Genomic DNA, 18288 nt, shown 5'->3' on the forward strand with positions numbered 1-18288 from the left:
AATTCTGGGGCATTATAAGCGCCAATGTTGGCAGGCTGCCAACAGAGTGAGTGTTTTTTTACTTACAGATCAGATACCTGACGTTTCTGATCTGCCACTTAACTCAATAAGTTGGTATAGGTTATGAAAAGGATGTTTAACGCATTATTCGTTGTTGTTTTTGTTTGTTTTTCGTCTCTGGCGAATGCGGCAGAAAATTTACCTAACATTGTCATTCTGGCAACGGGCGGTACGATTGCGGGGTCCGCAGCGGCCAATACGCAAACCACTGGATATAAAGCAGGGGCATTGGGCGTAGAGACGCTGATTCAAGCAGTACCAGAGCTGAAAACGCTTGCCAATATCTCAGGTGAGCAGGTTGCTAGCATCGGTAGTGAAAATATGACCAGCGATGTTCTGCTGAAGCTGAGTAAACGCGTGAACGAACTGCTGGCACGCAGCGATGTCGATGGCGTGGTGATTACGCACGGTACGGATACGCTCGATGAATCTCCTTATTTTCTGAACCTGACGGTGAAAAGCGACAAACCGGTAGTCTTTGCCGCTGCAATGCGTCCGGCAACGGCAATCAGCGCTGACGGCCCGATGAACCTGTACGGCGCAGTAAAAGTGGCAGCGGATAAAAACTCCCGTGGCCGTGGAGTGCTGGTGGTGCTGAACGATCGTATCGGTTCTGCCCGTTTCATCAGCAAAACCAACGCTTCTACGCTGGATACGTTTAAAGCGCCAGAAGAAGGTTATCTCGGCGTGATTATCGGTGACAAAGTTTACTACCAGACGCGTCTGGATAAAATTCACACCACGCGTTCTGTGTTTGACGTGACCAACATCGATAAATTGCCTGCTGTCGATATTATTTATGGCTATCAGGACGATCCAGAATATATGTATGACGCCTCCATTAAACATGGCGTAAAAGGCATCGTATATGCGGGTATGGGGGCAGGTAGCGTATCCACGCGTGGCGATGCTGGCATCCGTAAAGCGGAAAGCAAAGGCGTGGTTGTTGTGCGTTCCAGCCGTACTGGCAGCGGTATCGTACCACCGGATGCAGGCCAACCTGGTCTGGTTGCCGATTCTCTGAGCCCGGCAAAATCACGTATTCTGCTGATGTTGGCACTGACGAAAACGACGAACCCAACCGTGATTCAGGATTACTTCCACGCTTATTAATCGGCTGAGCGGTTTTTAGTGTGATAGCCCCGCCTTTAAACGCGGGGCTTTTTGCTTCTGTTCATTTCAGCTTTTCGTTCCCACTGAGAAGTCACTTCCCTCTCTGTCGATTTTATCGGTATGATTCAGTCCACGACAAAGTAGGTAATCACCCCATTATCTTTGATACCCGAAATCGTTCGAGTTGCAGAGCAATCAATGTGCGTGCAGCTTGAAATATGACGGAACAGGTGAGTAAAAAAGAAGGATTCGTCATTACATGACACACCCCATTTTTATGGTTGGTGCCAGAGGCTGTGGGAAGACTACGGTAGGGCATCAATTGGCACAGGCGCTAGGATATGACTTTGTCGATACCGACCTGTTTATGCAGCAAACGACCAATATGACAGTGGCTGATGTTGTTGCACAGGAAGGATGGCATGGCTTCCGCCAGCGTGAAAGTCTGGCGCTTCAGCAGGTGACGTCTAACCGTTGTATCGTTGCGACAGGTGGCGGTATGGTATTGGCTGAAGCTAACCGGCGTTTTATGCGCGATCGCGGTATCGTTATTTACCTCCATGCGAATGCCGAATTGTTGGCTCAGCGGTTGGAGGAAAACCCGCAGGATAACCAGCGGCCTACGCTGACAGGTCGTCCTATTGCCGAAGAAATGGCTGACGTACTGGCTGCGCGTGATGCGCTTTATCGTGGAGTTTCGCATCACGTTATCGATGCATCGCAGGCACCCGAAGCGATCGTGGCAAGCGTGTTGAAAGCGCTACGTTCATCGGCTGCGTAGGGCGGTCAATGAAGGTCACTGGTAAAATAATCGTCAGTCAGTGTTACTGAGCACTAACTTTCAATGAATAGATCGTGACAGTGGCTCGACTCTCCTTTTAAGATGAATTTCCTGAATTTTTTGACGATAGGTGCCGCGCTATGCTGAATGTAAATGAGTATTTTGCAGGGAAGGTCAAGTCAATCGGTTTTGAAGGCGACAGCATTGGCCGCGCCAGTGTCGGTGTTATGGATGCGGGTGAGTACACGTTTGGAACCGGACAACCGGAAGAAATGACGGTCATCACTGGAGCATTGAAAGTGCTGTTGCCGGGCTCACCGGATTGGCAGGTTTTCACTCCAGGAGAAACGTTTTTTGTTCCGGGAAAAAGCGAGTTCAATTTACAGGTGGTCGAACCGACCTCTTATTTGTGTAAATATCTGTAATTTCACTTCTCCTTACCAATAAAATGAAAATCGGTTTTCCATTATGAATGGGAAACCGATTTTTTATTGTCAGCTATTTTTTATTCGCCAGATGTTTCGTTTACCACTACCGGATATATGAATTTTTTTATTTAATTATGCTGATTAATTAATAATACAAAAGAATGGTGTAATAATTAGGAATAATCCCTGATTTGTTAAAATACAATAGAGTAGGTTATTTTCGATAATTTTATGCTATGTGAAATGATTGGTTTTTTATTCTTTTAATTATTTTTTATTTGGTTTTTTATTCTGGATTGTTGGTTTGATTCTAGTTTTGTATCTCTTTTGATTTTGACTGCGTAGTTGAACGTATTAATTGAAAATCAGCTATTTAAGATAAATAGCCGCTATATAGTGTGATCGCATTCAAGTTTTATTTCTCGATGCCGTTATGGATAGTATAACTATTCTACGCAAAGAGTATTTTATGCTGAAAACGACGCGCTCCCGCATTCTTGCGGCCTGTTCGACCATTGTTGTGCTTTCACTTGTTATCAATACCTTTCTAAATTACACCATCGCCAATAACGCGAATAAGGCATCGATCCAGAATACGCTGGATGCAGTAGCGACTAGCCACAGTATAGCGATTAGCGACTGGGTTGCTTCTAAAACGCTGATGATCTCTGCGTTGCATAATCGTGTTACTACCGATGAGGAACCGATTCCTCTGTTTAAACAGATTGCGGCATCCGGCGGGCTTCTGAATGTGTACATGGGCTATGCCAACGGCACAGCTAAGTTTGCCGATCCCGGCGGTATTCCTGCTGATTACAACCCTACTGTCAGGCCTTGGTATCAGCAGGCGGTGAAAGAGGGCAAACCGATAGTGACTGCACCCTATGTTGATGCAGTGACGAATACGCTGGTGGTCTCTTTCGTTGCTCCGGTACTGGAGGGAAGTACGGTTAGAGGCGTAGTCGGCAGCGATGTCACGATGAAAAGCGTGATTGAAAACGTAAAAGCGATTCACCCAGCCAAAGATAGCTTTGGTGTTCTCATCGAGCGTAGTGGCCTGATCATTGCGCATCCAGATGAAAAACTGACGCTGAAAAACATCACTGACATTGCCCCAGCGATTAACCTGAGCGACATTCTTTCAGCAGATAGCGCCCGTGATGTGGATTTTTCTGGGTCGACAAAGCTAGTTGTGGCAAAACCTATTACTGGCACAAACTGGTACATGCTGGTGGCGTTGGATAAAGCCGAAGCTACTGCGGGTATGCGTTCACTGCTCTCCACATCGGTTGTTACGCTGGTTGTTATTGCACTGCTGGGAACGTTGATTATCGGCGTCATCATCACGTCAACGCTCAAACGTTTGCTGCAAATCCGTGACGCAATGGATGATATCAGTAACGGCAACAACGACCTGACGCAACGCCTGCCGGATGAAGGGCATGATGAAGTGTCGCAGATTGCCCGCTCATTTAATATTTTTGTCGATAAGATCAGTCAGGTAATGATTCAGATCCGGGATATCAGCGCATCGCTTCAGGTGGCAGCGGATGAAATCTCAGCGGGGAACAACGATCTCTCTGCGCGTACTGAGTCTGCGGCGTCGAGCATTCAGCAAACGGCAGCATCGCTGGAAGAAATCTCTGCGGCGGTGACGCAGTCAGCAGGATCGGCGCAGCAGGTCAATGCTAAAGCGCTGCTGCTGTCGAAAGATGCAGGCACGGGCGGAAAAGTGGTATCTGATGTGATTGTCACGATGGAAGAAATCGTGGTCGCGTCGGGTAAAATTGGCGATATTATCGGTGTGATCGATGGTATTGCATTCCAGACTAACATTCTGGCACTTAACGCCGCAGTAGAAGCAGCACGAGCGGGTGAGCAGGGGCGTGGTTTTGCCGTTGTCGCGGGTGAAGTTCGCAGTCTGGCACAGCGCAGTGCGCAGGCCGCAAAAGAAATTAAAGAGCTGATTGAATCGACCGTCTCCAGTGTGACATCGGGTTCGGTGCAGGTGCGTCAGGCCAGTGACACGATGAATGAAATTGTTGGTGGCGTGTCTACGGTGAGCTCGGTGATGTCTGAAATTACGCATGCGGCGGATGAGCAAATGCGTGGTATCAACGAGATCAACAAAGCGGTAGCGCAGTTGGATTCGATGGTGCAACAGAACGCCGCGCTGGTGCAGGAATCTGCTGCTGCGTCTGGGGCGCTGCAATCGCAGGCTGAAGAATTAAACGCTGTCGTTGGGGCGTTCCGGGTCTAGCAGGATTCGAGACTGGAATGTATTGCCCGCCAGAACGGTGGCGGGCAATCACCGACAGTATTAACCATCGGTAGCATTAACGATTGAACGTATTAACGTTGGGCTTCACCGCCCAACGCTTCAATCAGATTCGCAATCAATGCTGCCAGTTCGCTGGTCATCAAAATGAAGTCGGCATCAAACCGCTGAGCAAAATCTTCCCGATCGATATCGTCATTCTGTTCCCGCAACGTATCGGAGAACTTCAACCGTTTTACTGAACCATCGTCAGACAAGACCAGTTGAATGCGCTCCTGCCAGTCCAGCGCCAGCTTGGTGACCAGTTTGCCAGCTTCAATGTGTACGGCGATTTCATCGCAGACCAAATCCTGTTTTTTACAGCGGATAACGCCGCCGTCTTCCAGAATGGCTTTTAGCTCTGCTTCGTCTTGTAACGCGAATCCTGCCGCCGGTTCACCGGAACGCACCCACTCGGTCAGCGTCAACTCGATAGGGTTTTCCATCGTCAGTGGTACAACAGGCAGGGAACCCAATGTTTTGCGCAGCAACGCTAGCGTATCTTCCGCTTTTTTGGCACTGGCGGCATCGACCATAATCAGGCCGTTAACCGTATCGATCCACAGCCAGACCTGGCTGAAACGGCTGAATGCACGCGGCAGCAGGCTATGCAGCACTTCGTCTTTCAGTGAATCTTTTTCGGTCTTTTTCAGCTTACGGTGCTGCTCTGCTTCCAGACGCTCGATTTTGGCCTGAAGGGTTTGCTTGATGACAGGGGAAGGCAGGATTTTTTCTTCTTTACGGGTGCAGATAACGATTTGCCCATTAACGACGTGCGTTAAGGCATCGCTATGCGATCCCATCGGCGATACCCAACCCGTTTTCATCATATCCTGACTGCCGCACGGGGTGAACGCGAAAGCGCTGAGCCGTTTTTCCAGTTCGTCCGCAGACAAAACGTTATCTTTGGACAGCACGCTGTCCCGGCTTAGGCGGTAAATCATTAAGTTTTTAAACCACAACATGGTGTTATCCCTGACTGGGCGCGCAGGTTTGCACGCGGGTTTGTAATGTTGCGCGCATGATAACGAATTCGAGGCCGTAATGTGGAATAAAATACCCGAATTCAGAGGAATACCCGTCACGCTTTGGGTTGCAGCTGATTGGTTTCTCTGGTTATACCCGTCATACTTCAAGCGGCATGTGCGTTGGCTGTGTTACTAGAATTATTTAGGGTATCTATCTATAAATAAGAAAGTTTTCAGGTCAGTGGCAAATTTACTCGGGCCTATTTACCACACGTGGGGAGACATCATGAGAATCGGTATCGATCTGGGCGGGACGAAAACAGAAGTCATTGCGCTGGATGACGAGGGAAAGGAACGTTTTCGGCAACGTATGCCGACGCCAAGAAATGATTACCCGGAAACTCTGCGGACTATCGCCACGCTGGTGGAGATGGCTGAAAAAGCGATTGGCTGTCGTGGCAGCGTTGGCGTGGGGATTCCCGGTACGCTGTCGCCGTTTACCGGCAAGGTAAAAAATGCCAACTCTACCTGGCTCAATGGTCAGGCGCTGGATCTCGATCTTGCCACGCTGTTAAATCGACCCGTGCGGGTTGCGAATGACGCGAACTGTTTTGCTGTTTCAGAGGCTGTTGACGGTGCTGGGGCAGGGAAGCAGGCCGTCTTTGCAGTCATCATCGGCACTGGCTGTGGGTCGGGCATTGCGTTGAACGGTCAGGCTCACGTCGGCGGTAACGGTATTGCGGGTGAATGGGGGCATAACCCGCTGCCCTGGATGGATGAAGATGAGCTGCGTTATCGGCAGACCGTGCCCTGCTACTGTGGCAAGTCCGGCTGTATTGAATCCTTTATTTCCGGTACGGGATTTTCGGTAGATTATCAACGCCTGAGTGGCCAGCCGCACAAGGGCGAGGCGATCATTACCTTAGCGGAGCAGGGTGATCCCATTGCGGAGCTGGCATTACAGCGCTATGAGCACCGTTTGGCAAAATCGCTGGCGCATGTGATTAACCTGCTTGACCCTGACGTCGTGGTACTGGGAGGCGGAATGAGCAATGTGTCTCGTCTTTATCAGACCGTGCCGGAAAAGATTAAACAGTGGATCTTCGGCGGTGAGTGCGAAACGCCTGTACGCCAGGCGATACACGGCGACTCCAGCGGGGTTCGCGGAGCCGCCTGGCTTTGGCCGAAGACGAAGTAATTGCAGATCGAATGATGGCTAAACGGCGTACTGTGGTGCCAATCGGCTGACGCCTAGTCCGTTAACCTTCTGCACTTTGATCTGTACTGGAATGCGTTCTTTCATGGCTTCGACATGACTGATGACGCCGATGATTTTACCGGAGGCGTTGAGGTTATCGAGCGCATCCAGTGCGATATCTAGCGTTTCGGCATCCAGCGTACCGAAGCCTTCGTCCAGAAACAGCGAGTCGATGCTGGCTCTGTGGCTGACCAGATCGGATAGCGCCAACGCCAGTGATAGACTCACCAAAAAACTCTCGCCACCGGATAGCGTTTTTGTATCGCGCTCGGCATCTGCCTGCCAGGTATCCATCACCAGAAGTTCCAGCTCGCCACCGGGTTTCCGTTTTAGCTGATAACGATCGTGCAGGCGTGAAAGCTGGATATTGGCGAGGTAGATCAGATGATCCAACGTTAGCCCCTGAGCAAACTTGCGGAATTTATGCCCGTTTTGTGAGCCGATTAGCGAGTTTAGCGTATCCCAATCGTCACACATTTTCTGGCTTTGGGCGATCTCGTTAAGCAGAGCGTGTTGATTCTGGCGCTGTTGCCGATCGTCAGATAGCTGACGTTGGCATTCACCCTGCTGCCGGAGGTTGGCTTTCAGTGTTTCATCTTGTTCTGAGAGCTGCTGTTGTATCGATGTCTGCGTTGCTTCTTCTGGTAGGGGGTCAGGCCGTTTTTGTTGTTGCTCAAGTAATGCCTGTTCAGCCTGCTGGTGAAGCACTGCTGCCTGCTGCAAGCTCTGATACAGCTTCTCCTTCAATGCCTGCAAAGTCTGTCGTTCCTGTTCATCAAGCAGCGCATTCAGGAAGGCGGCTTCATCAGCAAAAGCACTTTGCTGCAAAGCCTGAGTGAATCGTTCAGTCGCACTATCGCGTTGATGCATGCTCTGCTCATACTGCTGCTGCGTGCGGGTCAGTTCTCCCGTCAGGCGGCTCAACGTCGTTTCGGTTTGCTGACGAGCTGATAGGGCTAGTCTGAGTGCATCGTCGTACTGCTGGCTGGTTCGCTGTAGCTGTTCGCGCACGGTAGCGATCTGCCTGTCCCCAAATAACGCCAGCCGCTCTTGTTGGTTCGCGCTGAGTAACGCGAGGTGCTGTTCCAGGTGCTGTTGCTGCGTTTGGAACTGCTGTTTTGCCTCGGTCACGCTGCGATTCAGATGCTGAAAATCGCTTTCCAGTGTGGCTAACAGGGGGATTAAGCGAGACTGCTCCTGTTCTTTGGTTTTCCAATCTTGCCATTCGCTCTCGCGCTGAACCAGCCAGCTATCCTGAGCGCCATCTTCCGGCAAAAGGAGACCTGCATTTGCCAGCGTCTGCGTGATTTCCTGAGCGAACTGCGTGAGCTGCTGCTGCACGTTTTGCAGCGACTGGGCGGTTTCTTCCTGCGTGACGCGTAGCGAGGTCTGTTGCTGGGCGTTTAGTGCAATTTTTTGGTCGAGTTCTCGCAATAATGTCTCTGAGGCGGTCAGTGAATCCTTACTTTCCTGCCACCGCTTTTGCTCCTGTTCGCGCACGCTAATCTGCTGGCGAATATCCTGTTCTTCGACCTCGCGTTGTGCAAACCAGGCAGCAATCTTGTCCTGCTCTTCCAGCGTATAGTTAACTTGTAAGCGCTCACTGACATCTTGCCACTGTTGCAACAGCGTTTGATGCTCGCCATCGTTCTGAGCGATATCCTGTTGCAGCTGTTCCCGCTGCTGCTCTAGTGAGGTCAACCGTGCTGTCGTATTCGCCAGCGCCGTTGTTAACTGACTGACCTCCTGGCGTAACGCCGTCAGGCGATTTTGAGTTTCAGATGGTTGTAATGCCTGATAGCGTTCAATCGCCGGGTGTTCAGTTGAACCGCACAACGGACAGGGATCGCCAGCCTGTAGTCGCTGTCTTTCGGCTTCCAATTTAACGATGCGTTCTTCCTGACGGTACACCGTTTCCAGATCGTCGAGATGCTGAGTGCGCTGCTCGTGTTCAGACTGTTGCTGTTTCTTTAAGATTTCTGACTGACTGATATGCCCTTGTATCTCATCTTGTTTGGCGAGGTGCTGCTGCTGACGGGCGTGAAGACGTTGGTATTGGTCGCTGATTGTCGCGAGCTGTTGGCGTACGGTTCTCTGGGCGCTGAGTTGATTAAACCGCTGGTGCAGCGCGGAAAGCGGCTGCTGGGTTTCCTGATTTTTCCGGGTCTCATCGTGTAGTGTGAACAACTCGCGCGCGGCATCAACGACCGTTTGTTGTTCGCGCTGTTGTGCCGTCAGTGTTGCCGCTTCTTGCTGGAGCGCTGTTGATTGTTCGGTGTGCTGTATCTGTTTTTGGCTTAGCTTCTGTTGCTCGTCATTAAGCTGGCGCAACTGCCGAAACTGGGTGCGCCACAGAGGAAGTTGTTCTCCCCACTGCTGATGATGTGCGTGTTGCTGGCGATAAGATTGAATCTGTTCAATCTGCTGTTTTGCCTGCTGCTGTTCCGCTGCTATCTGCGTTTGTTTGCTTTCGTCGGCTTGCAGGCGACGCTGTGTTTTTGCCAGTTCGTCCTGCTGCTGGGTTTTTTGCTGTTCCAGTGTAGCGATACGATGGTCAAGCGGCACAACCTGTTCGTTGATCAACAACTCTTGTTTCTGACGTTCCCGTTTATGCTCATTCGCGTTCTGCTCCGCCTTTTCTTCCTGCTGGCGTAGCGTCGCCAAAGCCAACTGTTCTGCGCCCTGTTTCTCAGTCAGTTGTTCAATCTGCTGGGCGAGTGTAAGGGACTCCTGTCGATAGCGCTCCTTTTCCTGGTGTAGTGGCCTTAGCTTTTCTGCCGGCTCGCTGTTGGCTAACTTATCGAGCTGCGGCTTGGCCCGCTGAATGGCTGATTCGGCGCTTGCGTGTTGTAACTGCGTGCTGGTTAGCTGCGTCTGCCGCTGCGTCAATTGCTCAAACCAGCGCAGCATAGTCAGTACTTGCTCACGCTCGGCGTTGCCCTGTTGCTCCTGCTGGAGCAGCTCAGCAAGCTGTGTTTCTACCTGCTGACGCTGCTCATCGGTTAACAGCTGAATACCTGACGCGCGCGCCTGTAGCGTGCTCAGCGCGATGTTTGCCTGATTGTATTTTTCATAGACACGTTCGGAAATCAGTCCATAAATGTCTGTGCCAGTCAGTTCCTCCAGCAGTTCCGCTCTGTCGCTGGCTTTTGCGTTGAGAAAGGCGGCAAATTGCCCCTGTGACAGCATCATGGATCGCGTAAAGCGGCCAAAATCCAGTCCGGTGATCTGTGTGATCATGTCTTTCTTATCATTGAGCTTTTCACACAGAATTTTGCCACCGTCAATGAGGGCAAGTTCGGCCTTGGGAGACTGCAAGTTACGATTTGGATCATTTCTTGCCCGACGCTGGCTCCAGAAGGCACGATATCCCACGCCTTTAACCTCAAACTCGACCTCGGCGAGGCACTCGGCGGTGTTACGAGTCATCAGATCGTTATTAGTAGCGGAAAGCTGACCCAACCGTGGTGTTTCGTGATACAGCGCCAGACAAATGGCATCCAGCAGCGTGGTTTTTCCTGCCCCTGTTGGGCCGGTAATGGCAAACAAGCCGTTGCTGGAAAACGGCTCTTGAGTGAAGTCGATCTTCCATTCGCCTTTCAGCGCGTTGAGATTCTTTAAACGCAGACTGAGGATTTTCATTTGGCAGGCTCGCTATTTTCCAATTCATCAATAACCTGAGTAAACAGCGAGCGCACACGCTGTTGTCGGCTCTCTTCCATTTCAGTCTCCGTGGCCAGACGACGTTCAAAAACGTCATGCACGCTCAATTCGTTTAGCGTTTCCTTGTCCTGTCGGATCATCGCCTGCAAACGCTGTTCGCGCGTGCGGCGCAGCAGAAGTACCTCAACGGGCAGATTTTCGGTCATCGCCTGAACACGCTTTTGCATGTCGCTCAGATAATCCTGCGTACTGAGTTCAATATCCAGCCACACGGGTTTATCGCCCTGATAGGTCTGGAAGGCGGACAGCTGTTGTTCAATATCACTCAGGCTGCCTTTAATCAGCTGCATCGGCTGGGTTACGGGAATGGGAAGTAGATCTATTTGCGGTGGCGCATCGGGTATGAAGCTGACCAGACAAACGGACTTCTCACTGCCGAGCTCATCAAAACTCAGCGGGATAGGTGAACCGCTGTAGCGAATGTGCTCACTTTGGGTCACGCGCTGCGGGCGGTGAATATGCCCGAGGGCGATATAATCCGCAGGGGGAAAAGCCTGAGCAGGGAAGGCATCGAGCGTACCAATGTAGATATCGCGCACGGATTCCGAGGCGCTTGCACCAATCGTCGTCAGATGCCCGGTTGCAATAATTGGTAACGGCAGGCCAAGCTCGTCTCGCTTTTGGCAAGCCAATTGGTAACACTGTTGGTAGTGCGCGGTAATGGCTTCCTGTAGCGCGAGCTGTTTTTCATCACCGGATTGTCCGGCTTTGCTGGTTAGCACATCACGCGGACGTAAAAAAGGAATGGCACAGAGCAGGGCGCCGGGCTGCCGCTGACGGTTTTCCAGCAGGAGCACCTGTTGGGCGGGCTCGTCGCTGGCGCAGGCGATGACCCGCGTATTCAGGCAGGCCAGTAAACCACGGGATTCATTTAACATCGCGACGGAATCGTGGTTGCCGCCGAGAATGACAAGCTGGCAGCCCGTGCGCTGTAGTTCCACCACGAAGCTATAGTACATTTCCCGCGCATAGCTAGGAGGCGAGCCGTTATCAAAAATATCGCCTGCGACTATAATGGCATCGACGTGGTGCAGTTCCACTTGGGCGATAAGCCAGTGCAGAAAAGCCTGATGCTCAGTTGCGCGGCTTTTGGTATAAAAATATTGCCCTAAATGCCAATCGGCGGTGTGGATAATGCGCATCGTGCTCTCTCGATATTCATGCCGTGTGGCGTTGGATGACGTTGTCATTGTTCATTATGTGACATGGTGTGTCATCGCGATGGTGCTCTGTCACCGTAATGCCGTGATTATATATAGCAGGAATGACGGCTGTCGCGGTGGAATCAAGAGTTTGGAAAGCAGCTCGAAAAATCAGATGTACGCGCTGTAACACCATGCGATGAGGAGCCGTATGTTTTTCATAAATCTGTCATAAAACTGACGCATAATGCCTTTCGCCTGCTAACAGCGACGATGATTAACGACAGGATTAACAATGGCAAAACGCATATTAGTCGTGGAAGATGAAGCACCAATTCGTGAAATGGTCTGCTTTGTACTGGAACAAAATGGTTATCAACCAGTGGAAGCCGAAGATTATGACAGTGCGGTAACGCAACTGTCAGAGCCGTTCCCAGAGCTGGTGTTATTGGACTGGATGCTGCCAGGCGGTTCGGGCCTGCAATTCATCAAGCATATGAAGCGCGAAGCGCTGACGCGTGATATTCCGGTAATGATGTTGACCGCGCGTGGCGAAGAAGAAGACCGCGTGCGTGGGCTTGAAGTGGGGGCGGATGATTACATTACCAAACCGTTTTCACCCAAAGAATTAGTGGCGCGTATCAAAGCCGTGATGCGCCGAATTTCACCGATGGCGGTGGAAGAAGTGATTGAAATGCGTGGCCTGAGCCTTGACCCTTCTTCCCATCGCGTGACGACCGAAGAGCACGCGTTAGACATGGGGCCGACAGAATTTAAACTGCTGCATTTCTTTATGACGCATCCTGAACGTGTTTATAGCCGGGAACAGTTGCTGAATCACGTTTGGGGCACTAACGTTTATGTTGAGGATCGTACTGTCGACGTCCATATTCGTCGCCTGCGTAAAGCGCTGGAAACCAGCGGACATGACAAAATGGTGCAAACCGTTCGGGGAACGGGCTACCGTTTTTCAACGCGTTACTGAGGTAATCGTAACCGGAGAAATATTAACGTGCTAGAACGTTTATCCTGGAAAAGGCTGGCATTGGAGCTAGCTTTTTTTTGTTTGCCCGCTTTACTGCTGGGGCTGATTTTTGGCTATCTGCCCTGGTTTCTGCTGGTCGCCGTATTAGGCTTACTCTGCTGGAATTTTTATAACCAGCTCAAACTCTCTTATTGGCTGTGGGTTGACCGTAGTATGACGCCACCGCCTGGTCGCTGGAGCTGGGAGCCATTGTTTTATGGGCTCTATCAGATGCAGTTGCGTAATCGACGCCGTCGCCGGGAACTGGCGCTCTTGATCAAACGGTTTCGCAGTGGCGCTGAATCATTGCCAGATGCCGTAGTGATCACCACCGAAGAGGGAACGATTTTCTGGTGTAATCATCTGGCACAGCACCTACTCAATTTCCGCTGGCCGGAGGATAACGGTCAGAATATCCTCAACTTATTGCGCTATCCTGAATTCACTAATTACATGAAGGGGCAAGATTTTAGTCGTCCTCTCACGTTGCAGTTGAATAATTCCCACCATGTTGAATTCCGCGTGATGCCGTATTCCGAAGGGCAACTTCTGATGGTAGTGCGTGACATTACGCAAATGCATCAACTCGAAGGTGCCAGACGTAACTTTTTTGCCAATGTTAGCCATGAACTGCGTACGCCACTGACGGTGTTGCAAGGCTATCTGGAAATGATGCAGGAAGAAACGCTGGATGCCGCGCTACGTGGGAAGGCGTTGAATACGATGCAGGAACAGACTCGACGCATGGACGGGCTGGTCAAACAACTGCTGACCTTGTCGCGGATTGAGGCTGCGACGGCGATTGATTTGAATGAAAAAGTCGATATTCCGTTAATACTGCGCGTATTACAGCGTGAAGCGCAGACCCTGAGTCAGGGGCGTCATGAGATCGTCTTTCGTGTAAATGAAAACCTCCGCGTGTTTGGTAATGAAGAACAACTGCGCAGTGCGGTATCCAATCTGGTGTATAACGCGGTCAACCATACGCCAGCAGGAACGCGTATCGAAGTCTGCTGGCAGAAGATCCCACAAGGTGCGCAATTTCAGGTCAGCGATAACGGGCCGGGGATTGCGGCTGAGCACTTGCCGCGCCTGACTGAACGTTTTTATCGCGTGGATAAGGCGCGTTCGCGGCAAACCGGCGGCAGCGGGTTGGGGCTGGCGATTGTTAAGCACGCACTTAGCCACCACGATTCCCGTCTGGAGATCATGAGTGAAGATGGTCTGGGATCGCGTTTTGTCTTTACGTTGCCGAATCGGTTGATTGTCCCTGCCTCTCTGGCTGAAAATACGGTGAAACCTTCAGCCTGACGGAAAACGCTATCTATGACATCCGCCACTCGTATTGCGGGCGCTTTTTTACTGCTGCTCAGCGCGTTGTGCTCCGCACAGCCTCGTCAGATGCTGGCGGGTAATCTTTCCAGTGCGGGGTCGGATACGCTGGCTAACCTGATGGCCTTTTGGGCGGCGGATTTCAGTCAGCATTATCCGAACGTGAATTTACAGATTCAGGCTGCTGGCTCATCGTCTGCGCCGACGTCTCTGGCGTCGGGGGCAGCCCAGCTTGGGCCGATGAGCAGGGCGATGAAAGCTAGCGAAATTGAGGCGTTTGTTCAGCACTACGGTTATCCACCGCTGGCGGTGCCTGTGGCTATGGATGCGCTAGTCGTGTTGGTTAATCAGGATAACCCTCTGCTTGGATTAAACTTGTCACAGTTGGATGCTATCTTTTCGATTACGCAGCGCTGTGGTAATCAGCAGCCGATAAAACAGTGGGGCGACCTCGGCTTACGCGGTAGCTGGGAGAAACGGACGTTACTACGCTATGGGCGAAATTCTGCCTCAGGAACCTATGGGTTCTTTAAACAAAAAGCGCTATGCCGCGGCGATTTCCTTCCTCAAGTTAATGAATTACCCGGTTCGGCGTCCGTGGTACAAGCGGTTGCGGCATCAACTGATGCGATTGGTTACGCCAGCGTGGGCTTTCGTACTAGCGGCGTGAAGATGTTGCCATTAGCTGCTCAAGGCACCGATTATATTTATCCTTCGACGGAAAATATCCGCAGCGGTTTGTATCCCTACACCCGTTATCTCTATATCTATGTCAACAAAGCGCCCAGTCAACCCCTGGAAGCGCTGACAGCGGCATTTTTAGCCCGTGTGCTGTCCGAAACGGGGCAGTCGCTGGTGAATCAGGATGGTTATTTGCCGCTGCCAGAAGAAACGCGTCGTCAGGCGCGGCAGCAGATTGGCTTGCCTGAATAATGTCTCTTCCATCATGAATTTGCGCTATCTTCACGCTACATGAATTTTATTCATGTGATGTGAAAAATCTTCTATTGCCCTGTGATTCGCCACGTGACAGGATAGCTTTAAATTTAGACGTCCAGATGGCTAAATAAGATTAAATGTAACTATCCCTCTGGGCAAATATTTCATATTGAAACTATATGCCAGTACGTTTCTTTCCTAAAGATAGGTGCTGGTAACATGTCAGGAGCGACAGATGGCGAATACCTTATCCCCTTTCCGTGCCGATATCGTCGGCAGTTTCTTGCGTCCGGCTGCGATTAAGCAGGCTCGTCTTCAGCATCAGGCGGGCGAGATTGATGATGTCGCGCTGCGGAATATTGAAGATCGTGAGATTCTGCGGGTGGTAGACAAGCAGCGTGAAGCGGGCTTGAAGATAGTGACGGACGGTGAGCTGCGTCGTGCCTGGTGGCACTTTGACTTCTTTGCCGACTTGCACGGTGTAGAGCGTTACGAAGCCGATCACGGTATTCAATTCAACGGTATTCAGACTAAATCCCATGCGATTCGTGTCGTGGATAAAGTGAGTTTTAATCCCCAACACCCAATGCTCGATCATTTCCGCTACCTGAACAGCATTTCTGGTGATGCAGTTGCTAAAATGACGATTCCTAGCCCAAGCGTTATGCATTTCCGCGGCGGACGAAAAGCGATTGATGCGACAGTTTATCCCGATCTGGCTGACTACTTTGACGATTTGGCGCAAACCTGGCGCGATGCGATCCACGCATTTTATGATGCGGGTTGCCGCTTCCTACAACTGGATGACACCGTGTGGGCCTATTTGTGCTCTGACGATCAAAAACGCCAGATCCGAGAACGTGGTGAAGATCCCGCACAGTTGGCACGGACCTATGCCGATGTCCTGAATAAAGCGCTGGCTGATAAACCAGCCGATCTGGTTATCGGTTTACACGTTTGTCGTGGCAATTTCCGTTCGACCTGGATTTCTGAAGGCGGGTATGAACCTGTTGCAGAAATTCTGTTTGGTGAGGTGAACGTCGATGCATTCTTCCTGGAATACGACACCGAGCGAGCGGGGGGCTTTGAACCGCTGCGTTTTGTGAAACCGGGTCATCAGCAGGTTGTGCTAGGGCTGATCACCACGAAGAACGGCGAGCTGGAAGACGCTGAGGTTGTGCAGGCACGCATCGCGGAAGCGGCAAAGTATGTCGATCTCAGCCAGATTTGCCTGAGCCCGCAGTGTGGCTTTGCTTCAACGGAAGAGGGCAACAGCCTGACGGAAGAGCAGCAGTGGAATAAGCTGAGACTTGTTGTGGATATTGCTAATCGCGTGTGGTGACACCGATGAAGTAACCTTATTCCTATAATGGATATACCGAGGCTGGATCGTACGATCCGGCCTTTTTTGTGGCTGTTATCCCGCTTTCTATCTGCGACGTTTTTGTGCAATATGTTTTTTTTATGATCGAACAACGCATTTTATGTCGTTTTTTGTCAGTTTTATTGCAATGAAATATCGATAAATGCGCAAATCATGTGTCATGCAAATCAGTATAAACCAATTTATATCCTTATTTTTTAGTATAGAAAGGATAGATACTCTGGTTTTTAGATCTCCGCTTGTCTTTTTACGCTATAAACGGTTTACTTAGCACCCAATATGGCTGTTCAAAAAATAACTCCTAGTATATGACCGCCATCTTTCGCGTCGCCAGAGTGTTGGCATCATGCTTCGGGCTACTCATTTGCGGATGGCTTCTGGCGGCGATAAACGACACGATTTCCTTTCTATCGATTTGATACAGGCAACACGACATAACTATGAGCCATCGTTTAACTTCCAAAGATATTGTGGCATTAGGTTTTATGACCTTTGCTTTATTCGTGGGGGCTGGAAATATTATTTTCCCGCCTATGGTGGGATTGCAGGCAGGAGAGCATGTTTGGACTGCTGCAATCGGCTTCTTGCTGACAGCGGTTGGCCTACCTGTACTAACTGTCATTGCGCTTGCTCGGGTTGGTGGCGGCGTTGATGCGTTAAGCTCGCCGATTGGTAAAAAGGCCGGTGTAGTCTTGGCTACCGTGTGCTATCTGGCTGTTGGGCCACTGTTCGCGACGCCGCGTACGGCAACCGTTTCGTTTGAAGTCGGCTTGGCTCCTTTGGTTGGTAATGGCGCGTCTCCTCTGTTGATTTATAGCCTGATTTATTTTGCTATTGTGATCGCGATTTCCCTGTATCCGGGCAAACTGCTGGATACGGTCGGCCATGTGCTGGCGCCGTTGAAGATCATCGCTCTGGCGGTATTGGGTATTGCCGCAGTGCTGTGGCCTGCGGGTACGCCAATTCCTGCGACAGAGGAATATGAGCATCTGCCGTTTTCCAATGGTTTCGTTAACGGCTATCTGACGATGGATACGCTGGGCGCAATGGTCTTTGGTATCGTGATCGTCAATGCGGCGCGTTCACGTGGAGTGACAAGCTCAGTACTGCTGACGCGTTATACCGTGTGGGCTGGGTTAATTGCAGGTATTGGCCTGACGTTGGTCTATTTGAGCCTGTTCCAGCTTGGTTCTGTCAGCGGCGAACTGGTGCCGCAGGCGCTGAACGGGGCAGAGATCCTCCATGCTTATGTGCAACACACTTTTGGTAACATGGGAAGCAGCTTCCTGGCGTTGCTAATCTTTATCGCGTGTCTGGTGACGGCGGTGGGATTGACCTGTGCGTGTGCTGAATTCTTTGCACAATATCTGCCGTTGTCCTATCGCACGCTGGTATTTGTGTTGGGAACGTTCTCGATGGTGGTGTCCAACTTGGGTTTGAGCCATTTAATCCAACTTTCCATTCCTGTACTGACGGCGATTTACCCACCGTGTATCATTCTGGTTTTACTGAGTTTTACGCTGCGTTGGTGGAATAGCGCTTCGCGTATTGTGGCTCCCGTCATGCTAGTCAGCCTGTTATTTGGCATGATTGATGGTGTAAAATCATCGGCTTTCAAATCGCTGTTGCCAGAGTGGAGCCTCAATCTGCCACTGAGTGAGCAAGGATTGGCCTGGTTGCCACCGTCGCTGCTGATTTTACTGGTTGCAGTGATTTACGACAGACTGTGTGGTCGTCAGGAAGTTACGGTACATCAATAATATCGTTAAGACCTGATAGCGCTGGGGCGGTAGGGGTATCCTACTGTTCCAGCACAGCG

The 18288-nt window shown here is 50.8% G+C and carries 13 protein-coding genes; 10 read left to right on the top strand and 3 right to left on the bottom strand.

All coding sequences use genetic code 11. The features are described from left to right. Positions 1–123: 123 nt before the first annotated feature. From E2566_RS05605 to E2566_RS05620, 4 genes are all read left to right on the top strand, one after another. Entirely contained in the window at positions 124–1173 is a 1050-nt protein-coding gene (locus E2566_RS05605) for a type II asparaginase (RefSeq protein ID WP_205942468.1), read from the top strand. Between the two features lie 259 nt (positions 1174–1432). Further along, positions 1433–1954 carry a shikimate kinase AroL gene (gene aroL / locus E2566_RS05610; RefSeq protein WP_107168807.1) on the top strand — a complete coding sequence of 174 codons (522 nt, stop codon included), beginning with the start codon at positions 1433–1435 and terminating at the stop codon, positions 1952–1954. A gap of 140 nt (positions 1955–2094) precedes the next feature. Further along, positions 2095–2379: a pyrimidine/purine nucleoside phosphorylase gene (gene ppnP, locus E2566_RS05615; protein WP_010298499.1), complete on the top strand. Its 285-nt coding sequence runs from the start codon at positions 2095–2097 to the stop codon at positions 2377–2379. Between the two features lie 472 nt (positions 2380–2851). After that, the gene (locus E2566_RS05620; RefSeq protein ID WP_107168808.1) at positions 2852–4642 is read left to right on the top strand and encodes a methyl-accepting chemotaxis protein; all 1791 of its coding nucleotides are present in this window, start codon (positions 2852–2854) and stop codon (positions 4640–4642) included. Positions 4643–4734: 92 nt separating this feature from the next. Here the strand turns inward: E2566_RS05620 and rdgC are convergent, their stop codons facing one another. After that, positions 4735–5664: a recombination-associated protein RdgC gene (gene rdgC / locus E2566_RS05625; RefSeq protein ID WP_107168809.1), complete on the bottom strand. Its 930-nt coding sequence runs from the start codon at positions 5662–5664 to the stop codon at positions 4735–4737. A 289-nt stretch (positions 5665–5953) separates the two neighbouring features. On the opposite strand from rdgC, the gene mak reads away from it, so the two are divergent. After that, the gene (mak, locus tag E2566_RS05630) at positions 5954–6865 is read left to right on the top strand and encodes a fructokinase (RefSeq protein WP_107168810.1); all 912 of its coding nucleotides are present in this window, start codon (positions 5954–5956) and stop codon (positions 6863–6865) included. An 18-nt stretch (positions 6866–6883) separates the two neighbouring features. Here mak and E2566_RS05635 read toward each other — a convergent pair whose 3' ends face one another. Then, on the bottom strand, positions 6884–10567 hold the full coding sequence (locus tag E2566_RS05635; protein WP_107168811.1) for an AAA family ATPase: 3684 nt from the start codon (positions 10565–10567) through the stop codon (positions 6884–6886). Then, positions 10564–11790, bottom strand: a complete 1227-nt coding sequence (gene sbcD, locus E2566_RS05640) for an exonuclease subunit SbcD (RefSeq protein WP_107168812.1) — start codon at positions 11788–11790, stop codon at positions 10564–10566. The genes E2566_RS05635 and sbcD overlap by 4 nt, the downstream gene beginning before the upstream one ends. Positions 11791–12085: 295 nt before the next feature. Here sbcD and phoB point away from each other — a divergent pair, with 295 nt between their 5' ends. From phoB to brnQ, 5 genes are all read left to right on the top strand, one after another. Continuing rightward, the gene (gene phoB, locus E2566_RS05645) at positions 12086–12775 is read left to right on the top strand and encodes a phosphate response regulator transcription factor PhoB (RefSeq protein ID WP_005975981.1); all 690 of its coding nucleotides are present in this window, start codon (positions 12086–12088) and stop codon (positions 12773–12775) included. Between the two features lie 27 nt (positions 12776–12802). Then, positions 12803–14125 carry a phosphate regulon sensor histidine kinase PhoR gene (phoR, locus tag E2566_RS05650; protein WP_107168813.1) on the top strand — a complete coding sequence of 441 codons (1323 nt, stop codon included), beginning with the start codon at positions 12803–12805 and terminating at the stop codon, positions 14123–14125. Between the two features lie 15 nt (positions 14126–14140). Beyond that, on the top strand, positions 14141–15079 hold the full coding sequence (locus E2566_RS05655) for a PstS family phosphate ABC transporter substrate-binding protein (RefSeq protein ID WP_107168814.1): 939 nt from the start codon (positions 14141–14143) through the stop codon (positions 15077–15079). Between the two features lie 241 nt (positions 15080–15320). After that, positions 15321–16427, top strand: a complete 1107-nt coding sequence (locus E2566_RS05660; protein ID WP_107168815.1) for a cobalamin-independent methionine synthase II family protein — start codon at positions 15321–15323, stop codon at positions 16425–16427. 482 nt (positions 16428–16909) lie between these two features. Then, the gene (gene brnQ, locus E2566_RS05665; RefSeq protein ID WP_107168816.1) at positions 16910–18229 is read left to right on the top strand and encodes a branched-chain amino acid transport system II carrier protein; all 1320 of its coding nucleotides are present in this window, start codon (positions 16910–16912) and stop codon (positions 18227–18229) included. The last annotated feature ends 59 nt before the right edge of the window (positions 18230–18288 follow it).

The sequence above is a fragment of the Pectobacterium punjabense genome, from assembly GCF_012427845.1.
GTDB lineage: Bacteria > Pseudomonadota > Gammaproteobacteria > Enterobacterales > Enterobacteriaceae > Pectobacterium > Pectobacterium punjabense.

Excerpts from the sequence above, each read along its gene's own strand:
- phoB (WP_005975981.1), top strand. The coding sequence starts at position 12,086 with ATGGCAAAACGCATATTAGTCGTGGAAGATGAAGCACCAATTCGTGAA.
- mak (WP_107168810.1), top strand. The coding sequence starts at position 5,954 with ATGAGAATCGGTATCGATCTGGGCGGGACGAAAACAGAAGTCATTGCG.
- E2566_RS05660 (WP_107168815.1), top strand. The coding sequence starts at position 15,321 with ATGGCGAATACCTTATCCCCTTTCCGTGCCGATATCGTCGGCAGTTTC.
- brnQ (WP_107168816.1), top strand. The coding sequence starts at position 16,910 with ATGAGCCATCGTTTAACTTCCAAAGATATTGTGGCATTAGGTTTTATG.
- E2566_RS05655 (WP_107168814.1), top strand. The coding sequence starts at position 14,141 with ATGACATCCGCCACTCGTATTGCGGGCGCTTTTTTACTGCTGCTCAGC.
- aroL (WP_107168807.1), top strand. The coding sequence starts at position 1,433 with ATGACACACCCCATTTTTATGGTTGGTGCCAGAGGCTGTGGGAAGACT.
- rdgC (WP_107168809.1), bottom strand. The coding sequence starts at position 5,664 with ATGTTGTGGTTTAAAAACTTAATGATTTACCGCCTAAGCCGGGACAGC.
- E2566_RS05605 (WP_205942468.1), top strand. The coding sequence starts at position 124 with ATGAAAAGGATGTTTAACGCATTATTCGTTGTTGTTTTTGTTTGTTTT.
- E2566_RS05620 (WP_107168808.1), top strand. The coding sequence starts at position 2,852 with ATGCTGAAAACGACGCGCTCCCGCATTCTTGCGGCCTGTTCGACCATT.
- ppnP (WP_010298499.1), top strand. The coding sequence starts at position 2,095 with ATGCTGAATGTAAATGAGTATTTTGCAGGGAAGGTCAAGTCAATCGGT.
- sbcD (WP_107168812.1), bottom strand. The coding sequence starts at position 11,790 with ATGCGCATTATCCACACCGCCGATTGGCATTTAGGGCAATATTTTTAT.
- E2566_RS05635 (WP_107168811.1), bottom strand. The coding sequence starts at position 10,567 with ATGAAAATCCTCAGTCTGCGTTTAAAGAATCTCAACGCGCTGAAAGGC.